Raw genomic sequence first — 26,656 nt, forward strand, 5'->3', positions numbered from 1 at the left:
TTTTGTAATAATATCTTAACATTCGGGCATGGATTATTACAATTTCTTAACTCCATATGAAATACAATTTATCATTTCATAAACTTTCTTATTGAATAAGTTAACAAGCAGAAAGTACTTTTACCTATAATCAAGTAGTTGAATTTATGACAAAAAACAAGCGAAAGGTAGAAGTTGTAGTTTTATCAGATATACATTTGGGAACAATAGGGTGTAGAGCCGATGAACTACTGAAATATCTAAATTCGATCCAACCTGAAAAGTTAATATTGAACGGTGATATTGTGGATATCTGGCAATTTAAAAAAAGATATTGGCCTAAATCCCATATGCGTATTATCAAACACATTACATCGTTATTATCAAAAGGAGTTCCAGTGTACTACGTAACTGGTAATCATGATGAATTGCTTAGGAAATTTGAGGGATTTACTTTAGGCAAGTTACAAATTGTAAACAAGTTGATTTTAAACCTCAATGGCAAGAAAGCCTGGGTGTTTCATGGTGATGTTTTTGATGTTACCATGCAATATGCCAAGTGGTTAACAAAACTTGGTTCAATTGGATATGACCTGTTAATCATGATCAATTCAGTGGTGAATTACTTTGCAAAATTGATGGGGCGTGAGAAAGTTTCTTTATCAAGAAAAATAAAAAATAGTGTAAAATCTGCAGTAAAATACATCAATAGTTTTGAGCAAACTGCAGCAGAAATTGCAATTGATAAAGGCTATGATTACGTTGTGTGTGGTCATATTCATCATCCGGAATTTAAGGAAATAAAATCTAAAAATGGATCGACATGTTATCTGAACTCAGGTGATTGGATTGAAAGTTTGAGTGCTTTGGAGTATCACAAAGGAGAGTGGAGCATTTATGAGTACCACAAGGATTTGAATGCTAAAAGTCTAGAGCCTGATTTGGAAAGTTATAAACTGGAGGATAATGAAAAAATCTTTAAGCAAATGCTTGTCGATTTTACATCTATGTCTGGAAAAACAATTTCAGTTTCATAACAAGCACAATGTAAAAATGATCTGGGAAATTTTTAGGAACTACTATTTGATCTAGAATTATTTAATGAAAATATTATACGGAATTCAAGGAACGGGTAACGGACATTTGAGTCGTGCCATTGAACTCATACCGCATCTTCAGAAAGAAGCCGAAGTTGACATATTAATATCAGGCTTGCACCATGATTTGGAATTTAATCATCCTATCAGATACAAAAAACAAGGATTGGGATTTTTCTTTGGCAAGAATGGAGGTATCGATATTTGGAAAACCATCAGAAAATTTAATATCATTCGATTTATCAAAGACATTCGTAGTTTGCCTGTTGACGAATACGATTTGGTGATTAGTGACTTTGAACCAGTTACTTCCTGGGCTTGTAAGCTTAAGAAAGTTTTCTGTTTGGGTTTGAGCCATCAATCAGCCATGTTGAATTCAAGGACACCAATGCCTGCGAAAATTGAATTTCTTGGCTATCAGGTTCTGAAAAACTATGCCCCTTGCAATCACAATGTGAGTTTTCACTTTAAAGAATATGGGCATAACATGTTTACCCCGGTAATCAGGAGAGAAATAAGATTATTAGAGCCAGAAAACCATGGCTACTATCTGGTTTATTTGCCTGCTTACTCTGATGAGAGATTGATTTCAGTTCTGTCGCACTTCCCAAATTATAAATGGGTGGTTTTTTCAAAACACAGCAAAAACAAATACCGCTCAGAAAATGTTGAGATTAACCCGGTAAACGGAGAGGCTTTTATTAAGAGTTTGAAAGATTGTGCAGGAGTTCTTTGTGGAGCAGGATTCGAAACTCCTGCTGAGAGTTTGTATCTAGGAAAGAAGCTTGCAGTGATTCCAATGAAAAATCAGTTCGAACAAGTCTGTAATGCTCATGCATTAAAAGAATTGGGAATTCCTGTTATTGCAGATTTGGAGGATGATGGTCCGGTAAAGATAAAGGAATGGATTAATGGGGGAAGGGCAATTGAGAAACTTAACTATCCTGATAATGCACGGTCGGTGGTCGAATTTCTTTTGCAGCATTATGCCGGTCAGGAAAAGGTGGAGTAATCCATTTTAGGCTTGTTCGAAAGTGACATTTGTTGTATTTTGATCTGATCAACAGAAAAATATCACTATGTCAGAATTTATTAATAACAATGCCTCTCGCATTGATTCTCTTTTTCAGTTTTGTCTAGACCTTATTAATGGGAAAAATGGGAAAGAATTAATCAGCATTCATCAGGAGGCTATTGATCATTTATGCCCCAACGATATCATCCAGGTGGTTCATAGGTTGGTTGAGGAAGATTTATCAATGGAAGATCTGAAAATAGGGATCAATAAATCATTGAATGTATTTCACAATGTTATTCTTGATCATGAAAAACCAGAATTGGAACTCAATCATTTCTTGGGAATTTTAATGCGTGAAAATCGCGAGTTGGAGAAACGATTAGGGGAAATCAAACTTTTGGTTAAATCTTTTAATAAAGCACAAACCGAGGAGCAATTAAAGAATGACCTGCAGGAAATTTATGTAAGAATTGAGGAGTTTGAAGAATTCGAAAAGCATTATTCACGAAAAGAGAATATCTTCTTTCCTTATTTTGAAAATCAGTATCCAGAATACAAATGTTTGGGGGTGATGTGGTCCATTCACGACGATATCAGACGCATCAGAAAGGAATTGCTGCAGGCACTTGGTGCCGATCAACCAGACCTCAATTTAATTAATAAGTTAATTGGGGACCTGTTCTTTTTGATGTATACCATTATTTTCAGAGAAGAACACTTACTGTTTCCGGTAGCACTGAATGCTGTATCATCCGATTTATGGGATGAAATGAATCAACAAAGTGTGGAATTAGGGTTTAGTTTTATTGATACTCCTGTTTTTTCTCAGGAACAAAAAAGTAAAGAATCGAAGTTGTTTGCTTTGGAAGGAGAAGAGCTTGATGCTCGCCAATTGGGCAACACATTACTAAATTTTGATACTGGGTTAATGACTTTGGGCCAGGCAATGATGCTTCTGAATCATCTCCCTGTCGATATCACAATGATTGATGAAAACGACAGAGTGAGGTTCTTTTCTAATCCTAAGGACAGGTTTTTTACCCGTTCTAAAGCAATTATTGGCAGAACCGTTCAGAACTGTCATCCACCCGAGAGTGTCCACGTTGTAGATGAGCTGTTGAAAGCCTTTAAATCGGGAGCAAAAGATAGCGAACCCTTCTGGATTCAAATGCAAGGCAGGTTTATTTTAATTCAATACTTCGCTTTGCGCGATGAAGAAGGAAACTACAAAGGTTGTATCGAAGTGAGTCAGGATTTAACCGAGCTGAAAAAGCTTGAAGGAGAGAAGAGGTTGATGGAATAAATAACGATGGAGAAAGTAAAATAAAAGCCCTGAGAGTAATATTTTCTCAGGGCTTACATATTTAGTATTGGTTTATTTACAATCTGCTCATGAATTTTACCGGATCGATAACATATCGAACATGGAAAGCAGAACCAATTTGTCCATCTTCGTCAGATGCTTCAATTTCGAAACTTAACTTTTTACCATCCACTTTAACCAATTTTGCAATGCAAGTAATTTTAGCACCAAGCTTGCTGGCTTTGATGTGTTTGGTGTCAATTTGAATTCCAACCGAATCCATTCCTTCTTCTAGATCTGCATCGATACAAGCTACTGCAGTTCCTTCCATAAAAGCAACCATTGCAGGAGTTGCATAAACATCTAGTTTACCGGATCCGTGATATTTTGCTGTATTTTGTTCGCCAACAATCATTTCCTGTGTGGCAATTAATCCTTCTTTTAAAGCCATATTCTATCTGATTTAAAATTCTGATGTAAATGGAATTCAAGATTCGGATAGTTCGATTGTGCCATTTGTAGCATGTACCCTGAATCTGCCAGGAAAACATCTCTACCATGCTTATCTTTAGCCATGTATTGATATTTTGCCTTCTTGAATTCTTTTAATTGTTCTTCGTCTTCAGTTTTGATCCAACAAGCTTTATGCAGATGAATTGGTTCCCAACGACAAGAAGCACTATATTCGTGTAATAAACGATACTCGATTACCTCAAACTGTAAAGCACCTACAGTTCCAATAACTTTTCTCCCATTAAACTGAGAAGTAAAAAGCTGAGCAACTCCCTCGTCCATTAGCTGATCAATGCCTTTTGCCAATTGCTTCGATTTCATTGGATCAGCATTTTCAATATATTTGAACAACTCAGGAGAGAAGCTTGGAATTCCTTTGAAGTTGATTTTTTCACCTTCAGTTAAGGTATCTCCAATTTTAAAGTTACCAGTATCGTGCAAACCAATAATATCTCCTGGGAAAGCTTCCTCAACAATTGATTTTTTCTCGGCCATAAATGCAGTTGGGCTGGAGAATTTTAATTTCTTACCATTTCTAACATGCAAGTATGGTGTGTTCCTTTTAAAAGTACCTGAAACAATCTTAACAAAGGCAATTCTATCTCGGTGATTTGGATCCATATTGGCATGAATCTTAAATACAAAACCTGAGAATTTATCTTCTTCTGGCTGAATTTGTCTCTCAACTGTCTGACAAGGAAGTGGTGAAGGAGCAATTTTAATGAAAACATCCAATAACTCTCTTACCCCAAAATTATTTAAAGCAGAACCAAAAAATACAGGAGCAATCTTTGCATCCAAATAATCTTGTACATCAAATTCAGGATACACTCCCGATACCAAATCCAATTCCTCGCGAAGTACTTCGGCATCTTCACCAATGTACTCTTCCAATTTTGGATTGGATAGATCATCAAAATCGATACTCTCTTCTACGGTTTGAGTAGCAGGGGTAAACAAACTTAAATTTCGATTATAAATATTATATACACCTTTAAAGTCAGGGCCCATGTTGATTGGCCAGCTTAAAGGATTCACACTAAGTTCGAGTTCTTGTTCAATTTCATCAAGCAAATCAAAAGCATCCTTACCAAGGCGGTCCATTTTGTTAATGAATACGATTACAGGTGTTTTACGCATTCTACACACCTTCATTAACTTTCTGGTTTGTTCCTCAACCCCTTTGGCAACGTCAATTACAATAATTACACTATCACAAGCAGTTAAGGTACGGTAGGTGTCTTCTGCAAAATCCTGGTGACCTGGAGTATCAAGGATATTAACTTTATGTCCTTTGTATTCAAATCCCATTACCGATGTCGCAACCGAAATACCTCTCTGACGTTCAATTTCCATAAAGTCAGAAGTTGCTGTTTTCTTGATTTTATTTGATTTTACAGCCCCGGCAACGTGAATTGCACCTCCAAATAGAAGCAATTTTTCGGTTAGTGTAGTTTTACCAGCATCCGGGTGTGAAATAATTCCGAACGTACGGCGTCTTTTAATTTCTTCTTTGAAACCCATTTATAGAATTGTATTTACTTTCAAAATTTAGCTTGCAAAAGTAATAATTAATACCGACAACTTGTAAGATATATTGGGTTTAAAACTTTAAATTCCGGTTAATAATTGAATCTTTTTCTTATCTTCATGCCTCCAAAATTCAAAACACAAGTAAATGAAGCAAATTGGATTACTTTCCGATACACATGGGCATCTTGATTCAGTTGCATTAAAGCATTTGAGTGATTGTGATGAAATTTGGCATGCAGGTGATATTGGAAATATTGAAACGGCAGAAACTCTTGATCAAATCGCACCTCTCGTTGCAGTTCATGGCAATGTTGATGGCCAGGAAGTTCGCTCGCAATATCCAAAGCATAATCGATTTACTTGCGAGAATGTGGATGTTTGGATGACTCATATAGGAGGATATCCTAAAAAGTATGATTTAAATGTGAAGCCGGAGATTTTTAACAATCCACCACAACTTTTTATTTCAGGACATTCTCACATTTTAAAAGTAGTATTCGACAAGGAGCTGAACTTGTTGCATATTAATCCTGGAGCTGCAGGATTACAAGGATTTCACAAAGTTCAAACTTTGGTGAAGTTTACAATCGATGGTAAAGAGATTAAAGACCTTCAGGTGGTCGAATTCGGTTCAAAGGGAAGATCCTTTTAGGTGAATTAAAATTCAAACCTGAAATCAAATTTATTAGGGGGGAATTTTTCGGGATACACTAAAACTGTGCCAAAGGTGCAAATTTTGAGTTTTCTTAAACAAGAAATTAACTGGCACCTTTTTAAAATACCAAGTTTTTGTTATATTTAGATATCTAAATTTGATCTTACTTAACACTTGTTTATAAGTTATGAGTAGGCTTAAAATATTGAGATTTAGAAATATCAGCATTTGAAAATATGTGTTAAAAATACATATAAAAAGATCGGGAAATCCGAAAATATTGATCTTCATTCTAAGATTTTCGATTGTTAAATGTTGAAAGGCCAAAATTTGAAATATAAATTAATCAAAAATTCACTAGACATGCTGTTTGATTTTGAATTGATAAAATCTGTTTACGAGAAGATGCCCGAAAGGGTGAATGAAGCCAGAAAAGTTCTTGGCAAACCATTAACCTTAAGTGAAAAAATACTGTATTCACATTTATCTGTTGAAGAAAAAGGTGAGAAATTTGAAAGAGGAGTAGATTACGTAAATTTTGCTCCGGATAGAGTTGCAATGCAGGATGCTACCGCTCAAATGGCTTTGCTTCAGTTTATGAATGCAGGTAAAGCTAAAGTGGCTGTTCCTTCTACAGTTCATTGCGATCATTTAATTCAAGCATCTATAGGAGCAGAAAAAGATTTGGCTGATGCCAAGGATCAAAACAATGAGGTATATAACTTTTTGGAATCAGTATCTAACAAATATGGCATTGGATTTTGGAAACCAGGAGCTGGTATTATTCATCAGGTAGTTCTGGAAAACTACGCATTTCCTGGAGGTATGATGATTGGTACCGATTCGCATACTGTAAATGCAGGTGGCTTGGGTATGGTAGCCATTGGTGTTGGTGGAGCCGATGCGGTTGATGTGATGGCCGGAATGCCTTGGGAGCTAAAAATGCCCAAATTAATTGGTATAAAGCTTACAGGTAAATTAAGTGGATGGGTTTCTCCTAAAGATGTAATATTAAAAGTAGCGGGTATTCTAACTGTAAAAGGTGGTACCGGTGCAATTGTAGAATACTTTGGCGAAGGTGCCGATGCCATGTCATGTACGGGTAAAGGAACAATTTGTAACATGGGAGCGGAGATTGGTGCTACTACCTCTATTTTTGGTTACGATCAGAATATGAGTAACTATTTGCGTCATACAGGTCGTGAGCAAGTTGCAGATTTGGCTGATGTAGTAATGGAGCACTTGCGTTCAGATGAAGAGGTTTATCAGAATCCAGAAAAGTATTACGATGAGTTAATTGAAATTAATCTTTCAGAATTGCAACCCTACATCAATGGTCCGTTTACCCCTGATTTGGCTCATGAATTATCATCTTTCGCTAAAGCTGTTAAGGAGAATGATTATCCGCAGACTTTGGAAGTTGGTTTGATTGGATCATGTACAAATTCATCTTACGAAGATTTATCTAGAGCTGCTTCATTGGCTAAGCAAGCGAAGGATAAGAAACTAAAAGTAAAGGCCGAGTTTGTGGTAACTCCGGGTTCAGAATTAGTGCGTTATACAACTGAAAGAGACGGAATACTGAAAGAGTTCGAGGATATTGGTGGTGTGATCATGGCCAACGCTTGTGGTCCTTGTATTGGACAGTGGAAGCGTCATACAGATGATCCTACAAGAAAAAATTCAATCATTACCTCTTTCAATAGAAATTTTGCCAAACGTAATGATGGAAATCCAAATACCCATGGTTTTGTAGCTTCGCCAGAATTGGTAACCGCTATGGCAATTGCGGGAGATTTGTGTTTCAATCCGATGACTGATACTCTGATTAATGAAGATGGAGTAGAGGTGAAGTTGGATGAACCAACAGGATTGGAATTCCCTCCAAATGGATTTGACATGAAGGATTCTGGTTATTTGGCTCCACAGGCAAATGGTTCGGCAGTCGTGGTAGATGTGAAACCGGATTCGGAACGTCTTCAATTATTGGCTCCTTTTGGAGAATGGGATGGTTCAGACTACAAAGGATTAAATCTGTTGATAAAAGCCAAAGGAAAATGTACTACAGACCATATTTCTATGGCTGGTCCATGGTTGAGATTCCGTGGTCATTTGGATAACATCTCGAACAATATGCTGATTGGAGCTGTTAATTACTTTAACGAAGAGACCAATTCCATTTTCAATCCTGTGAGCGGTACTTACGACGAAGTTCCTGCTACAGCAAGAGCCTTAAAGGCTAAAGGAGTAGGTTCGATTGTAGTTGGCGATGAAAACTATGGTGAAGGATCATCAAGAGAGCATGCAGCAATGGAGCCGCGTCATTTGGGTGTTAAAGCGGTTATTGTGCGTTCTTTTGCTCGAATTCATGAAACCAATTTGAAAAAACAAGGTGTATTGGCACTGACATTTGCCGACAAAACGGATTACGATAAAATTCAGGAAAAAGATCAGATCGATATTATTGGATTAACCGATTTTACTCCTGGAAAACCATTAACACTTGTTATTACGCATGAAGATGGTACTAGTGATCAAATTGTTGCAAATCATTCGTACAACAAGGTTCAAATTGAGTGGTTTAAAGCAGGAAGTGCACTGAATTTAATCAGAAAACAAAACAACTAAAACAATAAACATTTCATAATTCTGGAATCAATAACCCCACTTGATTCCAACTCTAAAGTATAGACCATATGAAGAAAACATTAAAACATACTTTGTCTGAAAAGATTGAAGAACACAGACCAAGAACGAAACGCCTGTTAAAAGAATATGGAGATGTGGTTGTAGATAATGTAACCGTATCTCAAGTGATTGGAGGAATGAGGGGATTGAAATCACTGGTTACTGATATTTCTTATTTGGATCCTGAAGAAGGTATCCGTTACAGAGGATATACTCTGGGAGAAGTAATTGAAAACTTGCCAAAACCTAAGGGCGGAACAATGCCTTATGTTGAAGGTTTATTTTATTTGTTACTAACTGGAGATTTTCCTAATCAGGAAGAGGTAATGCAAGTGGTAGATGAATTTAGCAAAAGAAGAATTGTTCCTCGCTATGTTTATGAGGTAATTGATTCTTTCCCATGTTGCAGTCATCCAATGGCGATTTTCTCTACTGCAATTTTAACATTGAATCGTGAATCGGTATTCAATCGTCAATATCATGCAGGTTTGAATAAGAAAGATTATTGGGAAGCTACATATGAAGATGCGCTAAACCTATTGGCTAAACTTCCAGAAATTGCTTCTTATATCTATAATAAATTGTACCGACAAGGACCAAGAATTCAATCAAACCCTAACTTAGATATGGGAGGGAATTTTGCTCATATGATGGGAATTGATTCTCCTTACGATGATGTGTCTCGTCTTCACTTTATCATTCATAGTGATCATGAAAGTGGTAACGTTAGTGCCCATACAGGTCATTTGGTAGCGAGTTCCTTATCTGATATCTATCTGTCAATATCAGCAATGATTAATGGTTTAGCAGGACCACTTCATGGTTTGGCTAATCAGGAAGTGTTAAGATGGCTGCAGGAAGTAATGGATAAGATGGGGAATAAATTACCTACCGAAGATGAGATGAAACAATTTGTTTGGGATACTTTAAATTCAGGCCAGGTAATCCCGGGTTTTGGTCACGCCGTACTGCGTAAAACTGACCCTCGTTACATGTTGCAGCGTGAGTTTAGTTTGAAACACTTGCCAGATGATCCAATCTTTAAATATGCAGATTTACTTTACAATGTTGTTCCGCCAATCCTAAAGGAACATGGTAAAGCAAAAAACCCATGGCCAAACGTAGATGCACAATCAGGTGTAATTCAATGGCATTATGGTGTTACCGAATATGATTTCTATACTGTTTTATTTGGTATTGGTAGAGCCATTGGTATTTGTGCCAACATCATTTGGGACAGAGCACTTGGTTATCCATTGGAAAGACCTAAATCGATTACAACTGATATGCTGGAGAAAATAGCAGGTATAAAAAAAGAAGTGATAGAAACACAAGAAGGTTAAATAATTATTAGCTATGAGGAAAAGCTGATTTCAATTTATTGATTTCAGCTTTTTTTATAAAAAAAACTGTAAAAAAGTCTGGTGACAACCTTTTTACAGTTTTGAAGCAAAAACTAACAATATGGAAAAGTTCCAATAAATAAGTTCAAATAATAAGTGGGAAATACTTCAAATCCTACTAAACTCTAACCCTTACCTAAACAATGTAGGATGAAGTATGTTCGCAGTTGAAAATTAAACTACCTCTCTACTCACTCACAATGATTGTATGGTTAAACATTGTGATTTCCCTTTCACATTACAAATATGCCAGCTTTTGTAACAAGAAAATAGATTGAATTTACCCAAACTTCAGAGTTTATATACTCAAAATGCAATGGGTATTTTACGCCATAAGAGACATAAATAAAGATAAGGTTTAATGAAGTTGTATAGTAGATAAGAAAAAAGCCAATCTTTTAATGAATTGTAAAGATTGGCTTTTTATAAATTATGATTCTGTTTTTATCAGAATATTCCTAATTTCTCCTTCCAGTTTTTCCAGATCTTTAGAGACTTGATTTTTCATGTCATTGTACTTGTCTGAAAATTTTTGAGAAAGATCTTTATAGTAATCAACGCCGCTTAAAAGATTTTTCTTAAATCCTTCAAGAGATTTAATTTGTTTAGGAATTGGATTTTTGATTTCCGACACTTGCTCTTTTAAGTAATCGTAATACAAATTCAATTCTTTAATAAACATGTGAGGCCTGTCTTTCCTTTCGATCAAATTGGTACGATTGTAAATGTGATCAATCATCTCCTTTAGCTTTGCCTTTTTTGTGAAATATGCAAGGTTTGGCCCAGGACAAATCGATACCCCATCACCATCTTTCATGGTATCAATATGATTCACCAAGTACGAGGCAGTGGATAATCCTTTACACAAACATGTCTTTTGAAGCAATAGGCTTATTTCCTTCTCAAGTTCTTCTTGTGGTAAGTTTTGCTCTCTTAAGTGAGCTAGTTTTAACTTTTGATACTGACGCGAAGCGGTGCAAATAGGCTCTTTGGTAAACTCAGTATTTGCAATCATGTATCGCTTAGTACATGGGCTTCCGGGTTTGTTTTGTTTTAACCTGTCCCAAACATCGGCATCTCTGGTGTTGCTATTCAAATTATTGAATCTTACTCCAAGAGGAGAAGCATGACTCAAGGAAAGATCTTTTTCATCTGCTTTTTCAAGCAAAGACAATGTTTTTTCATCAACATCACAAGCTTCAGGAACCATTAAAAATGGCGATCCCCAACCGATTGAATCCAAATTGTACTGTTGCATTAGGAATTCATGCTCCTCAGCAGTTCCAACACCTCCTTGAGCTGTAACTTTAATACCTAGGGGTTCGGAAGGAACTGTTTTTCCTTTTTCCTTTAAGCTGTCAAAAAGAATAGGATTAAGACTATCTCTTAGTTCATCTCTTTTCTCTTTGAACTCCTGCAAAATAGGCCCCATTAAAAAACCGTCAGTGGCAAATGCATGTCCACCACAGTTTAATCCAGATTCAATTCGATATTCCGAAATCCAAATTCCCTTTTTAGCAAGAAAACGTCCTTGGATTAGGGCCGATCGGTAATCGCTTACTTTCAGTACAATTTTTTTCTTGATATACCCGTTTTGATTCGGATAGAAATCATCGAATTGTTCAAGATAACCATACAAGCGTGGGTTCATTCCTGCTGAAAGGACCATGGAGCTCTCCAGGTTACTCATCGCAAATCCACGAAGAGCTGCATGGGCATCATTGAATTCAACTGGTAAATCTTCACCTTCATATTGGTTTCCTTTGTCTAATTTGGTCATGATGTTAACATCAATCGACCCAAGAGGAAGGTTGTTGCTCAACCATTCTTTTGCTTCTTTCACATATGGATTGTCAGCAAACCTTTCTTTGAATTCCTTCTTTACTTCTGAAAAATCAGGCAGTAAGTCAAGATATTCTTCTAATTCTTTTCCTTTTTCCTGAATGGATTCTTTAAGATTTTCAAATTTCTCCTTCACCAAATTATCTAATAAATTCAGATAAGATGTAATTCTTTCTGCACGAAAATCTTTGGTTTTTTCTGTAATAGGCTTAAATGGAAGGCTTAACTTCTTGCAGTACATTTCTCGCATTTTCTCTACAAGAACATCATCTACGATTGATACTACCGAAGAAATTCCCAAATGAGCCACTTTAACAGGAGTATCCACTGTAAATCCTGTACCCATAACAGGAATGTGGAAACTATGTCCTAAAATTTTACCCATGAATTGTTTTTATTGATTTAATGATACTTTACCAATGTCTCGCATTGATTTCTTTATCGAGCGGCAAGTTAGATGAAATAGCCATCAAATCAAAGATAATTCAATAGAAAGTGCTCTATATTAAAGTTAAGGTGTGTTAAAATTGAATAAGAAGCTTTAGGTTGTTTTTCAAAAAATAAATTTAAAATAATGCGAACTGTTGTGAATCATTGCCTAAATCTATACCTTCTAGTTGTAATAGTTTGGCTTTAATATCAATTCCTCCAGCATATCCTGTTAGTTTTCCATTTTTACCAATTACTCTATGACATGGAATGATTATTGGAATTGGATTTTTTGAGTTGGCCATACCAATTGCTCTACAAGCATTAGGTTTTTCAATGACATTTGCTATATCTTGATAGGACCTAATCTCTCCAAAAGGAATTTCTTCCAATTGTTTCCAGATTTGCTTTTGAAAAACAGTTCCCACGGGATCTAATTGCAAATTAAATTCAATTAGATTATTATCGAAATAGGCAAGGAGTTGTTCTTTTGCCTGCGACAGTTTTTCTTTATCTTGTTCCCAATTGTTTGGAATTTCCAAGGATCTGAATTGTTCTTCAAAAAGAATCTTTTTCAAGCCTTTATCGCTCGCTAAAAGTAACAGGTCTCCAATTGGAGTGTTGATGATATCGAAATAGAACATATGCTTTTAATCTTCAAATTCAAGAATCAGCCAATAATCCTTTAATCACTACAGATGAGATAAAGCAACCAAACAGGGGTGGCATGTAAGAAATGGTACCTACGTTTGATTTTTTGTTCCTGCTTTCATCCAGTATTACAGCATCTTTAGATACATCTTCGGGAGAGAATACAACTTGTACTCCCTTGTATACACCTAGTTTATGAAGGCGTTTTCGAAGCATACGTGCCAATTTACAATTATAGGATTTTGAAATGTCAGCAATCTGTATCTTACTTGGATCTGTTTTGCCACCAGCACCCATTGCACTTACAATTTTTATATTGTTTTGCAGACTGTGGTAGATCAAGAAAATTTTTGGTGCCAGCGTATCAATGGCATCAACCACGTAATCATATTCATCTTCCTTTAAAACTTCAATCATTCGCTCATCTTTAAGATACTCATTGAGAATTCTTAAATTCAGATTTGGATTGATATCTAGCAGGCGAGCTCCCATAACTTCTGCTTTGTCTTTGTTCAGATTTGAGGTTGTTGCGGGTAATTGTCTGTTAATATTCGATATATCAATAGTATCGCCATCAACAATAGTCATTTTTCCTACTCCTGCGCGACAAATCTGCTCTGCTGCATATGCGCCAACTCCGCCTAATCCAACTACCAGAACATGCGAATTCTGTAATTTTTCAAGTTTTTCTCTTCCCAATAACAGATTCGTTCTGCTCAACCACTCTTCACTCATATTTTAAAAACACTTTAGGTAATTTAATAGAATTTGTTTTTTTAATACTTCAATATTAATTCCTTTTAATTCTGCAGCTTTTTGATAAACTTCTCTCACATTGATATGCTTATCATCAGTTTCAAGAAATATTTTATCCAAAGGGAGTTTCTGAAAAACGTTCTGAAGTTTTTCATTTCTTAATAAGCTTTCTCCAAAAGAAAGAAAAAATCCAAATTTTAATAGATCCTCCGCCAATTGTAAGCTCTTATTATAGCCATGAAAAATCCATTCTGTTCCGGTTTCATTTCCTTGTTTGATTCTAAGAAGCTCTTCTTGAGATTTAACGCAATGAATAATTACGGGCTTTTGCTTTAATTTAGCCAATTGAAGTTGTGCGATAAAAACCTTTTCTTGAATGGAAATATCGATACCAATCAATTTATCAAGACCAATTTCACCAATGGCTATGTTATTTTTGTCAGCAGATAATACTTCTAAATAGTTATCGATAGAATCTATCTCTAATTTTTCAATATCCCAAGGATGAATTCCAATGGAATAGGCTTGATCCTTATTCAATTCAATTTTAGATTCACCAATAGTCATATTAATAATAGAAAGGATTTCTGGATCGGAATCCACTTGATGTGTATGAATATCTATGTAAGGAATTGATGCCATATTTATGAATTAATAAACGCAAAAATAAGAATATTGCATGGTAAGCCAAAGTGAAGTGAATAAGTGGTAAATAAAATTTTTAATAAGCATTTAATTATTTGAGTGTTGCGATTGATTCTTGTTGCGATTCGTCAAAAAGTGTACGAAAAAATCACTGAAACCCTTGTTTAATGGTAGATTCTTACTTATTTTGCAAGTAGAAACAGAACGTTCTTTGCATATAGAATAAAAGCATTCCGCATTAATTAGCGATTGTTAAACTCAACAGTTATCACATACCGAGAAAGCAACATGCTTGCAAAAGCAGGCCCCAACCTTCGGGTTGCTTCGGCACAGGGGAAACTTGACCAAGCAGGCACTCAAATCCTGTCATACAGGAGTTTAAAATCCATTAATTGATGCGGTTTTTTTATGTCTTTTTGTGTGATGTGCTTCAAATAGAATTGCTTTCTACCTGTTTCAATTTATAACTGGTTCCTTTTTCTTCAAAATTGGGTTCTAAAACTTCCCAGCATATTAATTTTACAAGAATTCGTTCCGCTTTATATCTGCTTATTTTTGCCAGTTTGCAAAATTTATTTAAGCTAATGTTTTCATTAATTTTTAGGTGTTCCAGCAGTACACTTTCAGTTTCGGTATATTCCAGGTAAGTTCCAGTTGGTTTCGATTTGCGTTTCCAAACTTCCAAAAGTATTCGATTAGCAAGTTTATTTTCATCATCTTTTCGGACATATGCCAGCCACTTTCCATTTTCATTTTGTGCATAGTGGGGCATATTACTTGATGGTTCTATTGTAATTTCGAGTACATTTTTGCCATGAACGGTCCAAACCTTACTTTCAAATTCGATTTTAGGTTTAGAATACATTTCTGCTGCAGCCTGAATCATATGAAACTCTTCATCAACCTTGGTTCCAGCAATTTTTCCATTGTCTTTCACACCAATAAGCAGTCTGCCACCATCGGTATTGGCAAAAGCCGATAATGATTTGGCAATTTTTCGTGAATCGGTAATACAAAATTTGAAATCTTGCTGTTGGTGTTCACCTTCACGAATTAGTTTTTCTATATAGTGAACCATAATGTAAGACTTTAACGGTTCGTAATATCTGATAAATTAATTAAGTGATTATCCGAAAATAATCTTCATTTCGCAGCGTTGACAGTTGAATTCCAACTTGTAGCGATTTTTATTATCCACCAAAAGCAATGCTTTGTTTTCCTTCTTTTCCGTTTTGGTAAGCTTTTGGCACATTCCAAACTCATGACGCAAACAATGCTTGGTAGTCATGATGGTTTTACCTGAATGATTTTTTTGTAGTTCGAATCCCTTTTCGATTTTTTCTACACCGCATTTATGATAGAACTCTTCAGCCTTACAATTCACCACATTTCCCATATAAGTTAATTCTTTTGCAGGATATTGTGGATGAGCTATAAGTAATCTGCTTTCTTCCTGTTTTGCAGTTTCTATTCTAGTCTGAGTCAATTGATCCAAGCATTGTCTGCGGAGATCATTTAACCTCTTGGCTTGGACAAATGGAACTCTATCAAAGTTGATTTCGATATTGTTGATTTCAAAGATAGAATCTCCACTTTTTTGAAGTTGCTTTTTGATATTGCTTAAAGCCAATTCCTCATTTTTTGCACTTTCAAAATCCTCCTGAATTTGTATGTTTGCTGAGATTTCATCTTCATCTATAGCGGTAAGATTAACACATCCATCGAAAATATCCAGATAGAATTCTACGCCAATTTTTCTAATGGCATTGTCCTTTTTCAAAAGCTTAGCAAATTCATGATCGTTGTTACGAAACAAGTTAGCTCCTCTTTGGAGCATGCTCATATCATTGGGAAATATTTTGTTCCCCTGAACGCCATTCACCTGAAATCCTTTTAAAAGCTTGTTTTTATTGAAGAAACAAAGTCCATCACCATTGTGTAGTTTAAATTTACTATCAACAACAATATGATCTTTTTTCACTTCCAGGATTTTTCCAATTTCCTTACCCATTGATTTTGGCGTATGGAAATTGGCAATTTCAGGAATTCTTCCCGTAAAAAAATAAGGTGTATAACCACGATTAAAGGTAACATCAGGATCAGGTTTAAAACCAGGTTTTATTGTTCCCGATGAAGCTTTTTCATACTCCCTTTTCTTATTAAATATTTTATCCAAAGATTGTCGATAATAACTTGTAACATTCTTTAGGTAAGAACTATCCTTTAATCTGCCTTCTATTTTTAAAGAACAAACTCCAGCATCTACAATTTCACTTAAATGATCAGACAAATTCAGATCCTTTAGAGACAGAAGGTGTTTATCCTTAGCGATAACCTTTCCTTCAGCATCAACCAAATCATATTTCATACGACAAGCCTGGCTGCATTCTCCACGATTTGCTGAACGTCCGCCAATGGCATGAGAGAAATAGCATTGTCCACTTAGCGAAACACAAAGGGCTCCATGAATAAAATACTCCAACTCTACACTTGTATTTTTTCTGATATTTTTGATCTCTTCAAGAGACAATTCTCTTGCAAGAATGATTCTTTTGAATCCAACTTTCTCTAAAAATTGAATTCTATCTAAATCGTAGTTGTGAGTTTGGGTACTGGCATGCAATTCGATAGGAGGTAAATTCATTTCCAGTATTCCCATATCCTGAACAATTAGAGCATCAGCACCCATTTCATACAGTTTATGAATTAACTTTTCGGCCTCATTTAATTCATGATCGTACAGAATAGTATTCATGGTAATAAACACTTTAGCCCAGTATTTATGAGCATATTGTATTAGTTTACCAATATCTTCCAAAGTATTTCCTGCAGCAGAGCGTGCTCCAAATTTGGGTGCTCCAATATATACGGCGTCAGCTCCATAATTTATAGCTGCTATTCCTGTTTCCAGGTTTTTAGCAGGAGCCAGTAGTTCAATTTTCTTCATGCTTATCGCTAATTTCAAACGAAGATACAAAGCAATGTTGAAAGCGCTTAGCAATCTTCGATCATATTTTAGTTTGGTAAATAAAAATATCTATTACCAATTCATTTTAAGATTTTTTAATGAACCTTATTTTTTGATTACTATTCTTATTTATATCTTGTATAAATAAAAATAATAAAAGAATATGACTAAAAATACATTGCTAAGCAATTTCTCTATAGGAGATTTACAGCTGAAAAATAGAATGGTTATGGCTCCAATGACAAGAAATAGAGCTGGGGAAGGTAATGTCCCAACTGAATTAATGGCTGAATATTATAGACAACGATCTGGTGCAGGTTTAATCATTACCGAAGCAAGTCAAATTTCGCCTCAAGGAGTAGGATATCCAGCAACACCTGGGATACATTCCAAGGAACAGGTAGAAGGTTGGAAGCTGGTTACCAATGCAGTTCATGAGAAAGGTGGAAAGGTGTTTATTCAGTTGTGGCATGTGGGAAGAATTTCCCATTCGGATTTTCACAATGGACAATTGCCTGTGGCACCTTCTGCTATAAAAGCGTCAGGACAAGCTTTTACCTACGAAGGATTAAAAGATTTTGAGACACCGAGAGCCCTTGAATTGGAGGAGATCAAATCGATTGTAAGAGATTATAAAATAGCAGCAGAAAATGCAAAAGAGGCAGGTTTTGATGGAATTGAAATTCATGCCGCAAACGGATATTTAATTGATCAGTTTTTGACCGACAAAACCAATCATAGGAAGGATGAGTATGGTGGTAGTATTGAAAATCGAGCTCGTTTTTTATTCGAAGTATTGAATGCAGTTTGCGAGGTATGGCCAAATAATCGAGTAGGAGTGAGGTTGTCGCCAAGTGGTTTATTTAATGATATGGGTGATTCTGATCCAAGAAGCTTGTTTGTTTACGTAATTGAGAAGCTTAATGCATACAAATTGGCTTATTTGCATTTAATTGAGCCGTTGATGCCAATTGATGAGCACCCACAGTTGGTTAAGGATGTAGCATCCGAGTTTGGCAAGTTGTACCAGGGAGTTAGAATGGTAAATGGTGGATTTTCAAAAGATAGTGGAGATAAAGCCATTGAAAGGAATATTGCCGAATTGGTTTCTTTTGGAGTTCAATATTTGGCAAATCCGGATCTGGAAAAGAGATTTGAATTGGATGCAGAATTAAATTTTCCAAACCAGGATACTTTTTATGGAGGAAATGAGGTTGGATATACAGATTATCCGAGTATGAAATAGAAATAAATTAGCGGCAGTCAAATTTGAACTGCCGCTTTATTTTATGCCTTAATCTCAATAGAATATTCTGCTGTGAAATTCTTTCCCGGTTCTAACTTTTGCAACAACTCCTTGCTGGAAAATTCTCTGTTGGTATCAGCACTGTCTGCAATTCCAATCCAAGGTTCAATGCACACGTATGAAGCATGTGGTTTTGCCCACAGTCCCAGATAAGGAAAATCATCAAAGCGCACTTTCAATTCAAAATCTGATTTTTTGCACTTTAAACTAATTGCTGAAGATTTTAAATTTTTCAATATTAAGGCATCGCTGGCAAAAATCTCTGGATGAAGCTTGATCTTGTTTGAATTGTTTAAAATTGATTTGCCTTCAGATCCAATTAAACCACCATCTGCCAAATTCCAGGTGTTTAGCGTTTCACTTTGCTCAAATTCCAAATAGTAATCGCTGTACTCTTCACCATCTTTCAATTGACAATTGAAGGCTGGATGTCCACCCAGATTGAATAGCATTTCATTGCTTCCGGTATTGGTAATCTCATGAACGACATTCAACTTGTTTGATTCCAGAATGAAGTGAATCTTGAACTCGAATTCGAAAGGATAAACTTTTCTTGTGTTTTCATTCGAAGGTAGAATGAAAGTCAAGGAATTTTCCCTTTGTTCAAATAGTTTTACATCGGTATTGTTGCGAACAAATCCATGTTTAGGCATGGCATATTCTTTACCTTCATGAATAAATGCATTTTCTTTTAGGCATCCGATAATTGGAAACAGGTTAGGAGCATGGCTTCCCCAAATATCAGGATTGGCTTGCCAAATGTATTCAGTTCCATTTTCAATGGATTGTATGCTGCATAGTTCGGCTCCCTTTTCAAGAATCGAAACTTTTAAACGATTGTTTTGTATAGTGTAAATCATGAGTTTGTATTTATTAGAATAGATCTAAAGCTATTCATTAGGCTTGTTTGATTTGTTATAGATTTTGAAATTTTAATTGATAGTAGTTACTAAATGATAACGCATCAAAAAAATTGTTTTTCGGCCTTTTATCAAATGATAAAACATCAAAAAAGGAATTATTTATGCTATTATTAAATGATAATCGATCAAAAAAGCAATTTTTCAGTTCTTTATTAAATGATAATTGGGCAAAAAATCAATTTTTTGGTCTTTTATCAAATGATAATTCGAAAAAATGAAATTTCGTTTTTATCAAATGATAATTTGAAAAGCTCGTCTCACTCAATTATAAAAATGACTCTCTCATCATTTTTATAAAAAATAGCTGCTAGTAAAACTAACAGCTAATACTATAAATTGAAAACTTCTATATCATTTCAATGTCTTCTTTCTTTAGCCAGCCTTCGTTTCCATCGCTTAACTGAATGTTTCTCCAATCGCCCAACTGATCAATTACTTTAACCTTAGTTCCTTCGTGTAAAAGGAACAGTTCTGTACCGCTCACATCTGGCGAACCTTTAATAGTAACGCTAGGACTAAAGATGATTGCGTACTCACGATTTGTAATTTCATCGGTTCTGGTTGATGCAAATGAGTAACTAAGAATACTTAGTAATAAACTGATTCCTGCGAAAAAGAACCCTAGCTTTTTTAGTCCAACCTTATTGCTGTACAAGTAGAAACATGCAAATACTAAACACAAAAAGAACAATCCGATGGACAGGTATGACCATAAATCTGCCGAGAAGGCATTTCTTATTCCAGAAAACCATCTTTTAATGAATAATTCTGGTAATACTTCAAGTTTGTCTAAAACATGAGCTTGAGCCATTTTTAAATTGTACTCCACATCTTTGTCTTCAGGGGCAAGAAGTTTAGCTCGCTCATAGTTTAAAATTGCAGGAGCTATTTGTCCTGTTTTGTAATATGAATTGGCAAGATTAAAGTAAATCTCTGGAGCTTCGATATGGGTTTCCAATACGAACTCATATGATTTAATAGCCTTTTCATACTCACCTTTTTGGTAAAAATCGTTTGCTTCACGAATAGGAGTATCCTGTGCCTGAGCAGCAGAAACAAATAGCAAAGCAATAAGGATATATAATAATTTCTTCATTTCTATTCGATTTTACTAGATGCTCTTTTCTAATTTGGTTATGGTATCCATTGTTTTCTTGTACAATTCATCCATTTCAGAAGATCCTGTAGAAGGAGCGTAGCGTGCGAACTCACATGTATTCAAAATGTTCAGAAAGTCTTGAATCAGTTCATCATCCACATTCTTTCCTTGTAGAATTTCAGTAATGTTTTCCTTGTTCAAATCAGCCAATGGAAGGTTCAACTTATCTGAAGTATAACCCCAAAGAGCTTTTAATATTTCATCGTAGAATTCTTCTTTCTTCTGCGCTTTTAGACTTGTCGAAGCAGCTTTTAATCTCTTCATGGCAACTCTGTTGGCACGTTTGTTTTTAACACGAGCAAGGTCAGCATTCTCCTTAATTCGTTTTCTGTTGAAAACAAAGGCAAGAATGAATACCAAAAATGGAATCAGGTAGGCAAGATAGAAATTGGTTGTACCAAAAAATACCTCACCTTTCAATCTCGGTACAAAATCGTTGGTTTTGATAAAACGGATGTCTTTACCAATAAATTTCACATCTTCTTTTGAGAAAGAGCTGATAACTGCACTGGTCGCATCACCACTACCTTTTCCAACTTTGATATTGAATTTTGGAGTTGATCGTGTACGGTAAATTCCTGCTTTTGGATCAAAGAAACTAAAGTCTACAGGAGGAATTTCATAATCCCCGGCATGACGAGGAATAATCAAATACTCAAAGGTTGTTGAACCGGTCATTCCTTTTGCAGTGCTCTTTAAATCCTGATTGGTTTTAGGATCATAAACCTCAAAATCTGCAGGAAAATCAAATTCCGGCGGATTAATTAGTTTCAAGTTACCATTCCCCGAAATATTAACTTTTAGGGTGATCGCATCATTAGCTTGAAGAGAGTCTTTGTCAATAGTTGCTGACATTCTAAAGCTACCAACTGCACCATCAAAACTTGCTGGTTTGTTGGCAGGAAACTCTTTCACGCGAATGGTAACCGGCTTACTTTTTCTTGGAACTCGAATGTCCTGATAGTTATCAAAGAAATCATCAAAGAATCCTCTGTTACCACTGGATCTGCTTTGACGAATGATACATTCCAATTCAAATGGATCTATGGTAATGTTTCCTGTATGCTGAGGGAACAGAATCAATTTACGGATTACACCAGTATTGTAAATGGTGCCATTCACATTTTCTCTTTGCAGAGATATTTGTCCTGATGTTGGAATTTCTTGACTCAGAAATCCGTTGAACGATGGAAATTTCGAGTCGCCAAATCCAGCAATGTTTAAACGAGTGTAAACCTTAATGGTAGCAACAACATGTTCACCCATGTATACGTTCTTTCGATCCACATCAACCTTTACAAACAAATTGGCCTGTGTAATTTTATTGGCTGCAGCCTGTGAAGATTGATTGCTTTGATTGTTTTGAGGTTTTTCGTTGGCTTTAACCACCTCAATACTCACCGAATTGGAACTAAAGTCATAGCCTTTTACTTTAATTTTTGCTGGGTTTACAGTAAATTTCCCTTCTTTTTCGGCCAATAATACGTATGTGTAAGTATACGTAGTTGACGAACTCCATTTCCCATTAATGTATTGTGAGCTGGAGTTACGAGAAGTCGAAGGTCCCATTAAAACTCTAAAACCGGATAAAGAAGGCAACTGAATGTCTTTGGCTTTTTCGTTTACCGTATAAACCAATCGAAATTGCTCGCCCACTTCAACCACTCGGGGTGCTGTAGCTGTAAATTTAACTTCTTCTGCTAAAGAAGCAGAAGTAATGAATAATGTTGCTAATAGTAAGAAAAATATTTTCTTCATCCGTAATATTCTGTTTTTCAGATGTGTTTGTTTTATTTTTTCTTGATGAAAAATCTCGCACAAATGTACTTATAAATCATCATTTAAGTTCAATATTGAACAAGCAATTACCAATCCTTTTTGATTTTGGTTTTTTTCGCTTTCATCGCTTGGGCTTTTGCTTTTTGTACTTTCTCCTGAACTTTTTTCTCATCGTTCTCTAAAGCTTCCAGCAAGCGTTTGGCATCATCTTTCGAGATTTTAGGTTGTTGCTGTTGTTGTTTTTCTTTGTCTTTATCCTTATCTCCTTTGTCTTGTTGATCTTTATTTTTATTCTGGTCCTTCTTATCCTGATCTTTTTTGTCTTGATCTTTCTTATCCTGGTCCTTTTTATCTTGATCCTTCTTGTCCTGGTCTTTTTTGTCCTGATCTTTCTGATCCTTATTTTGATCTTGTTTTTTCTGCTGCTCTTCCTGTTTCTTTTTCATTTGGCGAGCATATTCTAGGTTGTATTTGGTTTCCGGGGAATTTGGATTGTAACGCAAAGATTGTTTATAAGCTTCAATACTTTCATCAATCTTTTTATTTTCCAAAAGTGTGTTTCCCATATTGTGAAACAGGTGACCTAGCTTTTCAGGATTCTTTTCATTAACAGCCAAAGTTTGGAACTGTTTTAGAGCTTCTTCGTATTTTTTTTGCTTGTACAATGCATCACCCAAATTGAATCCTGCCTCATAAGAATTGATTTTCTTATCCAAAGCTTTACGGTATTCAACTTCCGAATTTTCAAATTTCTCTCCCTCGAAAAGTTCATTCCCCGAGCGAATAAACTTTCTTTCCTTTTGGGCTACTGCTCCATGCTTAGAAGACAAATCAAGCTAATGAATATCAATAATACTTTTTTCATAAGTGAGGATTTGTATCGTTCTACTTCGATGGATTAAATAAATTAATGTCTTTTAAATGACGATTCTTACGTTCCAAAACAAGGAATTCAATGAATAAAAGCAACAAACCGATGGCCAAAAATATCTGAAACTTCTCATCGTAAGCAGTATACACTTTAGCTTCCAATTCTGTTTTATCCATTTTGTTGATTTCTTTAAATAGAACGTTTAAACCAGTGGTTGTGTTGTTCGCAATAACTGCTTTTCCACCTCCTGCAGTTGCAATTTCCTCAACCATTTGCTGATCCAGTTTCGAAATCACAATGTTTCCTTCGTCGTCTCGTCTGAAATCACTGGAACCAGCCCCCAATGGAATAGGAGCACCCTCAGGCGAACCCATTGCGATGGTATGAACTGCAATTCCCATTTCTTTAGCCATGTTAGCGGCCTGTACTGCATCATCTTCATGGTTTTCACCGTCAGTAATCACAATAATGGCTTTACTGGCTTCGCTATCCGGAGTAAAACTTCGGGTTGCCAGTGAAATTGCAGAACCAATAGCTGTTCCTTGGATAGGAACTATATCAGTACTAATGGAAGACAAGAACAGTTTGGCTGAAGCGTAATCCGTTGTAATTGGCAATTGAGTATAGGCTTCACCTGCGAAAACAATCAGGCCAACTTTATCGTTGTTTAGTTTGTCAACCATTTTCGAAATGGCACGTTTAGCACGCTCCAAACGATTGGGCTGAATGTCTTGTGCCATCATCGAGTTGGAAACATCCAATGCAATGATTACCTCAACACCTTTTCTTTTTATTTTCTGAAGCTTTGACCCAAATTGTGGACCTGCCACACCAATAATGATAAAGCTTAAAGCCAATATCAAAATTGAAAATTTGTAAACAGGCCTGGTAAATGATGCATAAGGCATCAAATTAGCGATGATGTTCATCTCGCCAAATTTTTGTAAAGCTTTTTTCTTAATTACATGGCTTACCCAGTACAACACCACCAATATTGGTATGAGTACGAATAAGTATAGAAATTCAGGATGATCGAAACGAAACTGATCCATTTATCAATGATTTTCGGTTTATCAAATAATTACAATTAAGGAATGTTCCTTAATACTGAATTGCGTAATGCAATCTCTAACAGTAAAAACAATGCGCCAAACATCGCAAAGATTAAGAACTCTTCACTTTTGGTGCTGTATTGTTTTACTTCAATTTTACTTTTCTCAAGCTTATCAATTTCAGCATAAATTGCCTTTAACTTGTTGTTGTCTGTTGCACGGAAATATTGTCCACCAGTCATTTCTGCAATTTCTTTCAGAACAGATTCATCAAACTTAACCGGCATGTTTCTCATGCTGATACCAAAAGCCGTTTGCACAGGGTAGGGAGCCATTCCTCTGGTCCCAATCCCAATGGTGTACACACGAATGCCAAATGATTTGGCCAGCTCAGCAGCTGTTAAAGGTGCAATTTCACCTCGATTGTTATCACCATCGGTAAGTAGGATTACCACTCTCGACTTTGCTTCACTGTCCTTTAATCGGTTCACCGCATTTGCCAAACCCAAACCAATGGCAGTACCATCTTCAATCATACCACTTTGGATATCCTTGAACAGATTAATCAATACTGCATGGTCGGTAGTTAGCGGACATTGCGTAAAACTTTCTCCACTAAAAATAACCAAGCCAATTTTATCCTCAGGGCGACCTGTAATAAATTGTGTTGCTACATCTTTGGCAGCTTCCAGACGATCTGGTTCAAAATCACGAGCCAACATACTACTCGAAATATCCAAAGACATTACAATGTCGATCCCTTCGGTAATGGTATCCTGAAATTTGTTGCTCGACTGCGGACGAGCCAGTGCTATAACGATAAATGCTATTGCCAAAACACGAAACACAATCAGCGCATGACGCAAATAGTATTTGTAAGTTTTAGGAGCAGCATTAAAACTTTTTACAGTTGAAACCTGAATACTTGCATGAGCATTTTTGTCCTTCAGAATGTACCATGTAATTAATGGCAGCAGAAGCAACAAAAGGTAGAAATATTCCGGATTTGCAAATTCTATAGAACTCATAGTCTATTGTTTCAATGTTTACTTGTTATCCTCAGATTTATCTTCTTGATCCGATTCTTCCTCTTTTTCTCCTCTTCCTTTTCTACCAAAATGGTTGATTCAATGATTTGGTAGGCATATTTCAAACTTTGTTCGTTTTCGTTTGGAAGAGGCTGGAATTTGGCGAATTTGGCCAAATCGGCACGTTCAAGAATCTCTCTAAGATTCGCATGCCACTTGTTGTTTACTTCAACCGATTTAACTGCCTGAAGAATTTCATCAGTAGTCGACTCTTGAGTAGACATGTTATATCTTTCATCAAGATAAGTTCTAATGGTATCCGTTAAATCTGAGTGGAACTGTTTTACTTTTCCTCCTTGCCACAACTTTTGCTGTTTGATCTCATCCAATTTCTTCAGCGCAATCACATGAGCTGGTTCAATTGGTTTCGATATAGCAAATAAAGGTTCATCTTTCTGTCGGAATCTGAAATACCAGATTAGGAATACAATTAGTGCAAGTACCAGTAATCCTCCCAATAGCCAAGGAGCAATTTCTGCAAATGATACTGGCGTTTGAATCGGCATAACGATGTCGAAATTTCCTTTTGTAGTATCAATTTGCATGGTTTTAACGCCTAACAACAAGGTATCGGTACGTAAAATGGTATTTACATTGTCGTACACTTGAAATTCGAAAGGTTTTAACTTGTATACTCCGCCATCGAATGAGGTAATGGTATAATTCTTATTCACCTTAATTACGCCATTGTCAAGAGCAGTTGTATCCTGAGGAGTTTGCTTAATAATTTCAACTCCATTTACAATGCTATCGGAAAAAACAGGGAAGCCAATCTTAAGCTCCTTTGGTTGCTCAACCGATAATTGCAAATTAATCTGATCTCCAATTACAATTACATTGGTATCCAGTTTTACTCCGTAATTGATTCCTCCATCGTTTTGTGCAAACGAATTGTGTGAGAATAATACCGAAGCAAATACCAATGTAAAAGCAAAAGCCTTTGTCAGGAAGTTAATATGTTTTTTTATTTGATTTGCCATAGTTCTCAGTTACCTGAT

22 protein-coding genes are annotated in these 26,656 nt (G+C 35.8%); 7 read left to right on the forward strand and 15 right to left on the reverse strand.

The window, feature by feature from the left end; genetic code table 11:
* Positions 1–146: 146 nt before the first annotated feature.
* The 3 genes from JCM15579_RS16915 (at position 147) to JCM15579_RS16925 (ending at position 3,397) form a co-directional block, all read left to right on the forward strand.
* A complete protein-coding gene (locus JCM15579_RS16915) occupies positions 147–1,016 on the forward strand; it encodes a UDP-2,3-diacylglucosamine diphosphatase (protein ID WP_054721960.1) in 870 nt (289 codons plus the stop codon).
* Between the two features lie 64 nt (positions 1,017–1,080).
* Positions 1,081–2,088, forward strand: a complete 1,008-nt coding sequence (locus tag JCM15579_RS16920; protein WP_054721962.1) for a glycosyltransferase family protein — start codon at positions 1,081–1,083, stop codon at positions 2,086–2,088.
* Between the two features lie 67 nt (positions 2,089–2,155).
* Positions 2,156–3,397 (forward strand): DUF438 domain-containing protein, encoded by a 1,242-nt coding sequence (locus tag JCM15579_RS16925; RefSeq protein WP_054721964.1) that lies wholly within the window; start codon positions 2,156–2,158, stop codon positions 3,395–3,397.
* 76 nt (positions 3,398–3,473) lie between these two features.
* On the opposite strand, the gene JCM15579_RS16930 is transcribed toward JCM15579_RS16925, so the two are convergent.
* Positions 3,474–3,848, reverse strand: coding sequence for a thioesterase family protein (locus tag JCM15579_RS16930; protein WP_054721967.1), 375 nt, complete (start codon positions 3,846–3,848; stop codon positions 3,474–3,476).
* Positions 3,839–5,434: a peptide chain release factor 3 gene (locus JCM15579_RS16935; protein WP_054721969.1), complete on the reverse strand. Its 1,596-nt coding sequence runs from the start codon at positions 5,432–5,434 to the stop codon at positions 3,839–3,841. The genes JCM15579_RS16930 and JCM15579_RS16935 overlap by 10 nt, the downstream gene beginning before the upstream one ends.
* Positions 5,435–5,588: 154 nt before the next feature.
* Between JCM15579_RS16935 and JCM15579_RS16940 the strand changes: the two genes are divergently transcribed.
* The 3 genes from JCM15579_RS16940 to JCM15579_RS16955 all read left to right on the forward strand — a co-directional run bounded on the left by JCM15579_RS16940 (position 5,589) and on the right by JCM15579_RS16955 (position 10,129).
* Positions 5,589–6,095, forward strand: a complete 507-nt coding sequence (locus tag JCM15579_RS16940; protein ID WP_054721971.1) for a metallophosphoesterase family protein — start codon at positions 5,589–5,591, stop codon at positions 6,093–6,095.
* A gap of 366 nt (positions 6,096–6,461) precedes the next feature.
* Positions 6,462–8,726: an aconitate hydratase gene (locus tag JCM15579_RS16950; protein ID WP_054722016.1), complete on the forward strand. Its 2,265-nt coding sequence runs from the start codon at positions 6,462–6,464 to the stop codon at positions 8,724–8,726.
* 68 nt (positions 8,727–8,794) lie between these two features.
* Positions 8,795–10,129, forward strand: coding sequence for a citrate (Si)-synthase (locus tag JCM15579_RS16955; RefSeq protein ID WP_054721975.1), 1,335 nt, complete (start codon positions 8,795–8,797; stop codon positions 10,127–10,129).
* A gap of 490 nt (positions 10,130–10,619) precedes the next feature.
* Here the strand turns inward: JCM15579_RS16955 and JCM15579_RS16960 are convergent, their stop codons facing one another.
* The 6 genes from JCM15579_RS16960 to JCM15579_RS16985 all read right to left on the reverse strand — a co-directional run bounded on the left by JCM15579_RS16960 (position 10,620) and on the right by JCM15579_RS16985 (position 17,459).
* The gene (locus tag JCM15579_RS16960; protein WP_054721977.1) at positions 10,620–12,416 is read right to left on the reverse strand and encodes a hypothetical protein; all 1,797 of its coding nucleotides are present in this window, start codon (positions 12,414–12,416) and stop codon (positions 10,620–10,622) included.
* Positions 12,417–12,597: 181 nt separating this feature from the next.
* A complete protein-coding gene (locus tag JCM15579_RS16965; protein ID WP_054721979.1) occupies positions 12,598–13,104 on the reverse strand; it encodes a methylated-DNA--[protein]-cysteine S-methyltransferase in 507 nt (168 codons plus the stop codon).
* Between the two features lie 19 nt (positions 13,105–13,123).
* Positions 13,124–13,846, reverse strand: coding sequence for a tRNA threonylcarbamoyladenosine dehydratase (locus JCM15579_RS16970; protein WP_054721981.1), 723 nt, complete (start codon positions 13,844–13,846; stop codon positions 13,124–13,126).
* Positions 13,847–13,849: 3 nt separating this feature from the next.
* On the reverse strand, positions 13,850–14,509 hold the full coding sequence (locus tag JCM15579_RS16975) for a TatD family hydrolase (protein WP_054721982.1): 660 nt from the start codon (positions 14,507–14,509) through the stop codon (positions 13,850–13,852).
* A gap of 433 nt (positions 14,510–14,942) precedes the next feature.
* Complete coding sequence (locus JCM15579_RS16980; protein WP_054721983.1) at positions 14,943–15,590, reverse strand: AlbA family DNA-binding domain-containing protein; 648 nt, start codon at positions 15,588–15,590, stop codon at positions 14,943–14,945.
* Positions 15,591–15,638: 48 nt separating this feature from the next.
* Complete coding sequence (locus tag JCM15579_RS16985) at positions 15,639–17,459, reverse strand: peptidase U32 family protein (protein ID WP_054721984.1); 1,821 nt, start codon at positions 17,457–17,459, stop codon at positions 15,639–15,641.
* Positions 17,460–17,643: 184 nt separating this feature from the next.
* On the opposite strand from JCM15579_RS16985, the gene JCM15579_RS16990 reads away from it, so the two are divergent.
* Entirely contained in the window at positions 17,644–18,726 is a 1,083-nt protein-coding gene (locus JCM15579_RS16990) for an alkene reductase (protein WP_054721985.1), read from the forward strand.
* Positions 18,727–18,767: 41 nt separating this feature from the next.
* Here the strand turns inward: JCM15579_RS16990 and JCM15579_RS16995 are convergent, their stop codons facing one another.
* From JCM15579_RS16995 to JCM15579_RS17025, 7 genes are all read right to left on the reverse strand, one after another.
* A complete protein-coding gene (locus JCM15579_RS16995; RefSeq protein WP_218186212.1) occupies positions 18,768–19,646 on the reverse strand; it encodes an aldose 1-epimerase family protein in 879 nt (292 codons plus the stop codon).
* A 409-nt stretch (positions 19,647–20,055) separates the two neighbouring features.
* Positions 20,056–20,805 (reverse strand): tetratricopeptide repeat protein, encoded by a 750-nt coding sequence (locus JCM15579_RS17000; protein WP_054721987.1) that lies wholly within the window; start codon positions 20,803–20,805, stop codon positions 20,056–20,058.
* A gap of 15 nt (positions 20,806–20,820) precedes the next feature.
* A complete protein-coding gene (locus JCM15579_RS17005; protein ID WP_054721989.1) occupies positions 20,821–22,626 on the reverse strand; it encodes a BatD family protein in 1,806 nt (601 codons plus the stop codon).
* 107 nt (positions 22,627–22,733) lie between these two features.
* The gene (locus JCM15579_RS17010; protein WP_157471534.1) at positions 22,734–23,477 is read right to left on the reverse strand and encodes a tetratricopeptide repeat protein; all 744 of its coding nucleotides are present in this window, start codon (positions 23,475–23,477) and stop codon (positions 22,734–22,736) included.
* 55 nt (positions 23,478–23,532) lie between these two features.
* Positions 23,533–24,570, reverse strand: coding sequence for a VWA domain-containing protein (locus JCM15579_RS17015; RefSeq protein WP_054721990.1), 1,038 nt, complete (start codon positions 24,568–24,570; stop codon positions 23,533–23,535).
* 35 nt (positions 24,571–24,605) lie between these two features.
* A complete protein-coding gene (locus JCM15579_RS17020; protein WP_218186213.1) occupies positions 24,606–25,598 on the reverse strand; it encodes a vWA domain-containing protein in 993 nt (330 codons plus the stop codon).
* A gap of 11 nt (positions 25,599–25,609) precedes the next feature.
* The gene (locus JCM15579_RS17025; protein WP_054721991.1) at positions 25,610–26,638 is read right to left on the reverse strand and encodes a hypothetical protein; all 1,029 of its coding nucleotides are present in this window, start codon (positions 26,636–26,638) and stop codon (positions 25,610–25,612) included.
* Between the last annotated feature and the right edge of the window lie 18 nt (positions 26,639–26,656).

The sequence above is a fragment of the Marinifilum fragile JCM 15579 genome, assembly GCF_001310955.1.
GTDB classification, from domain to species: Bacteria; Bacteroidota; Bacteroidia; order Bacteroidales; family Marinifilaceae; genus Marinifilum; species Marinifilum fragile.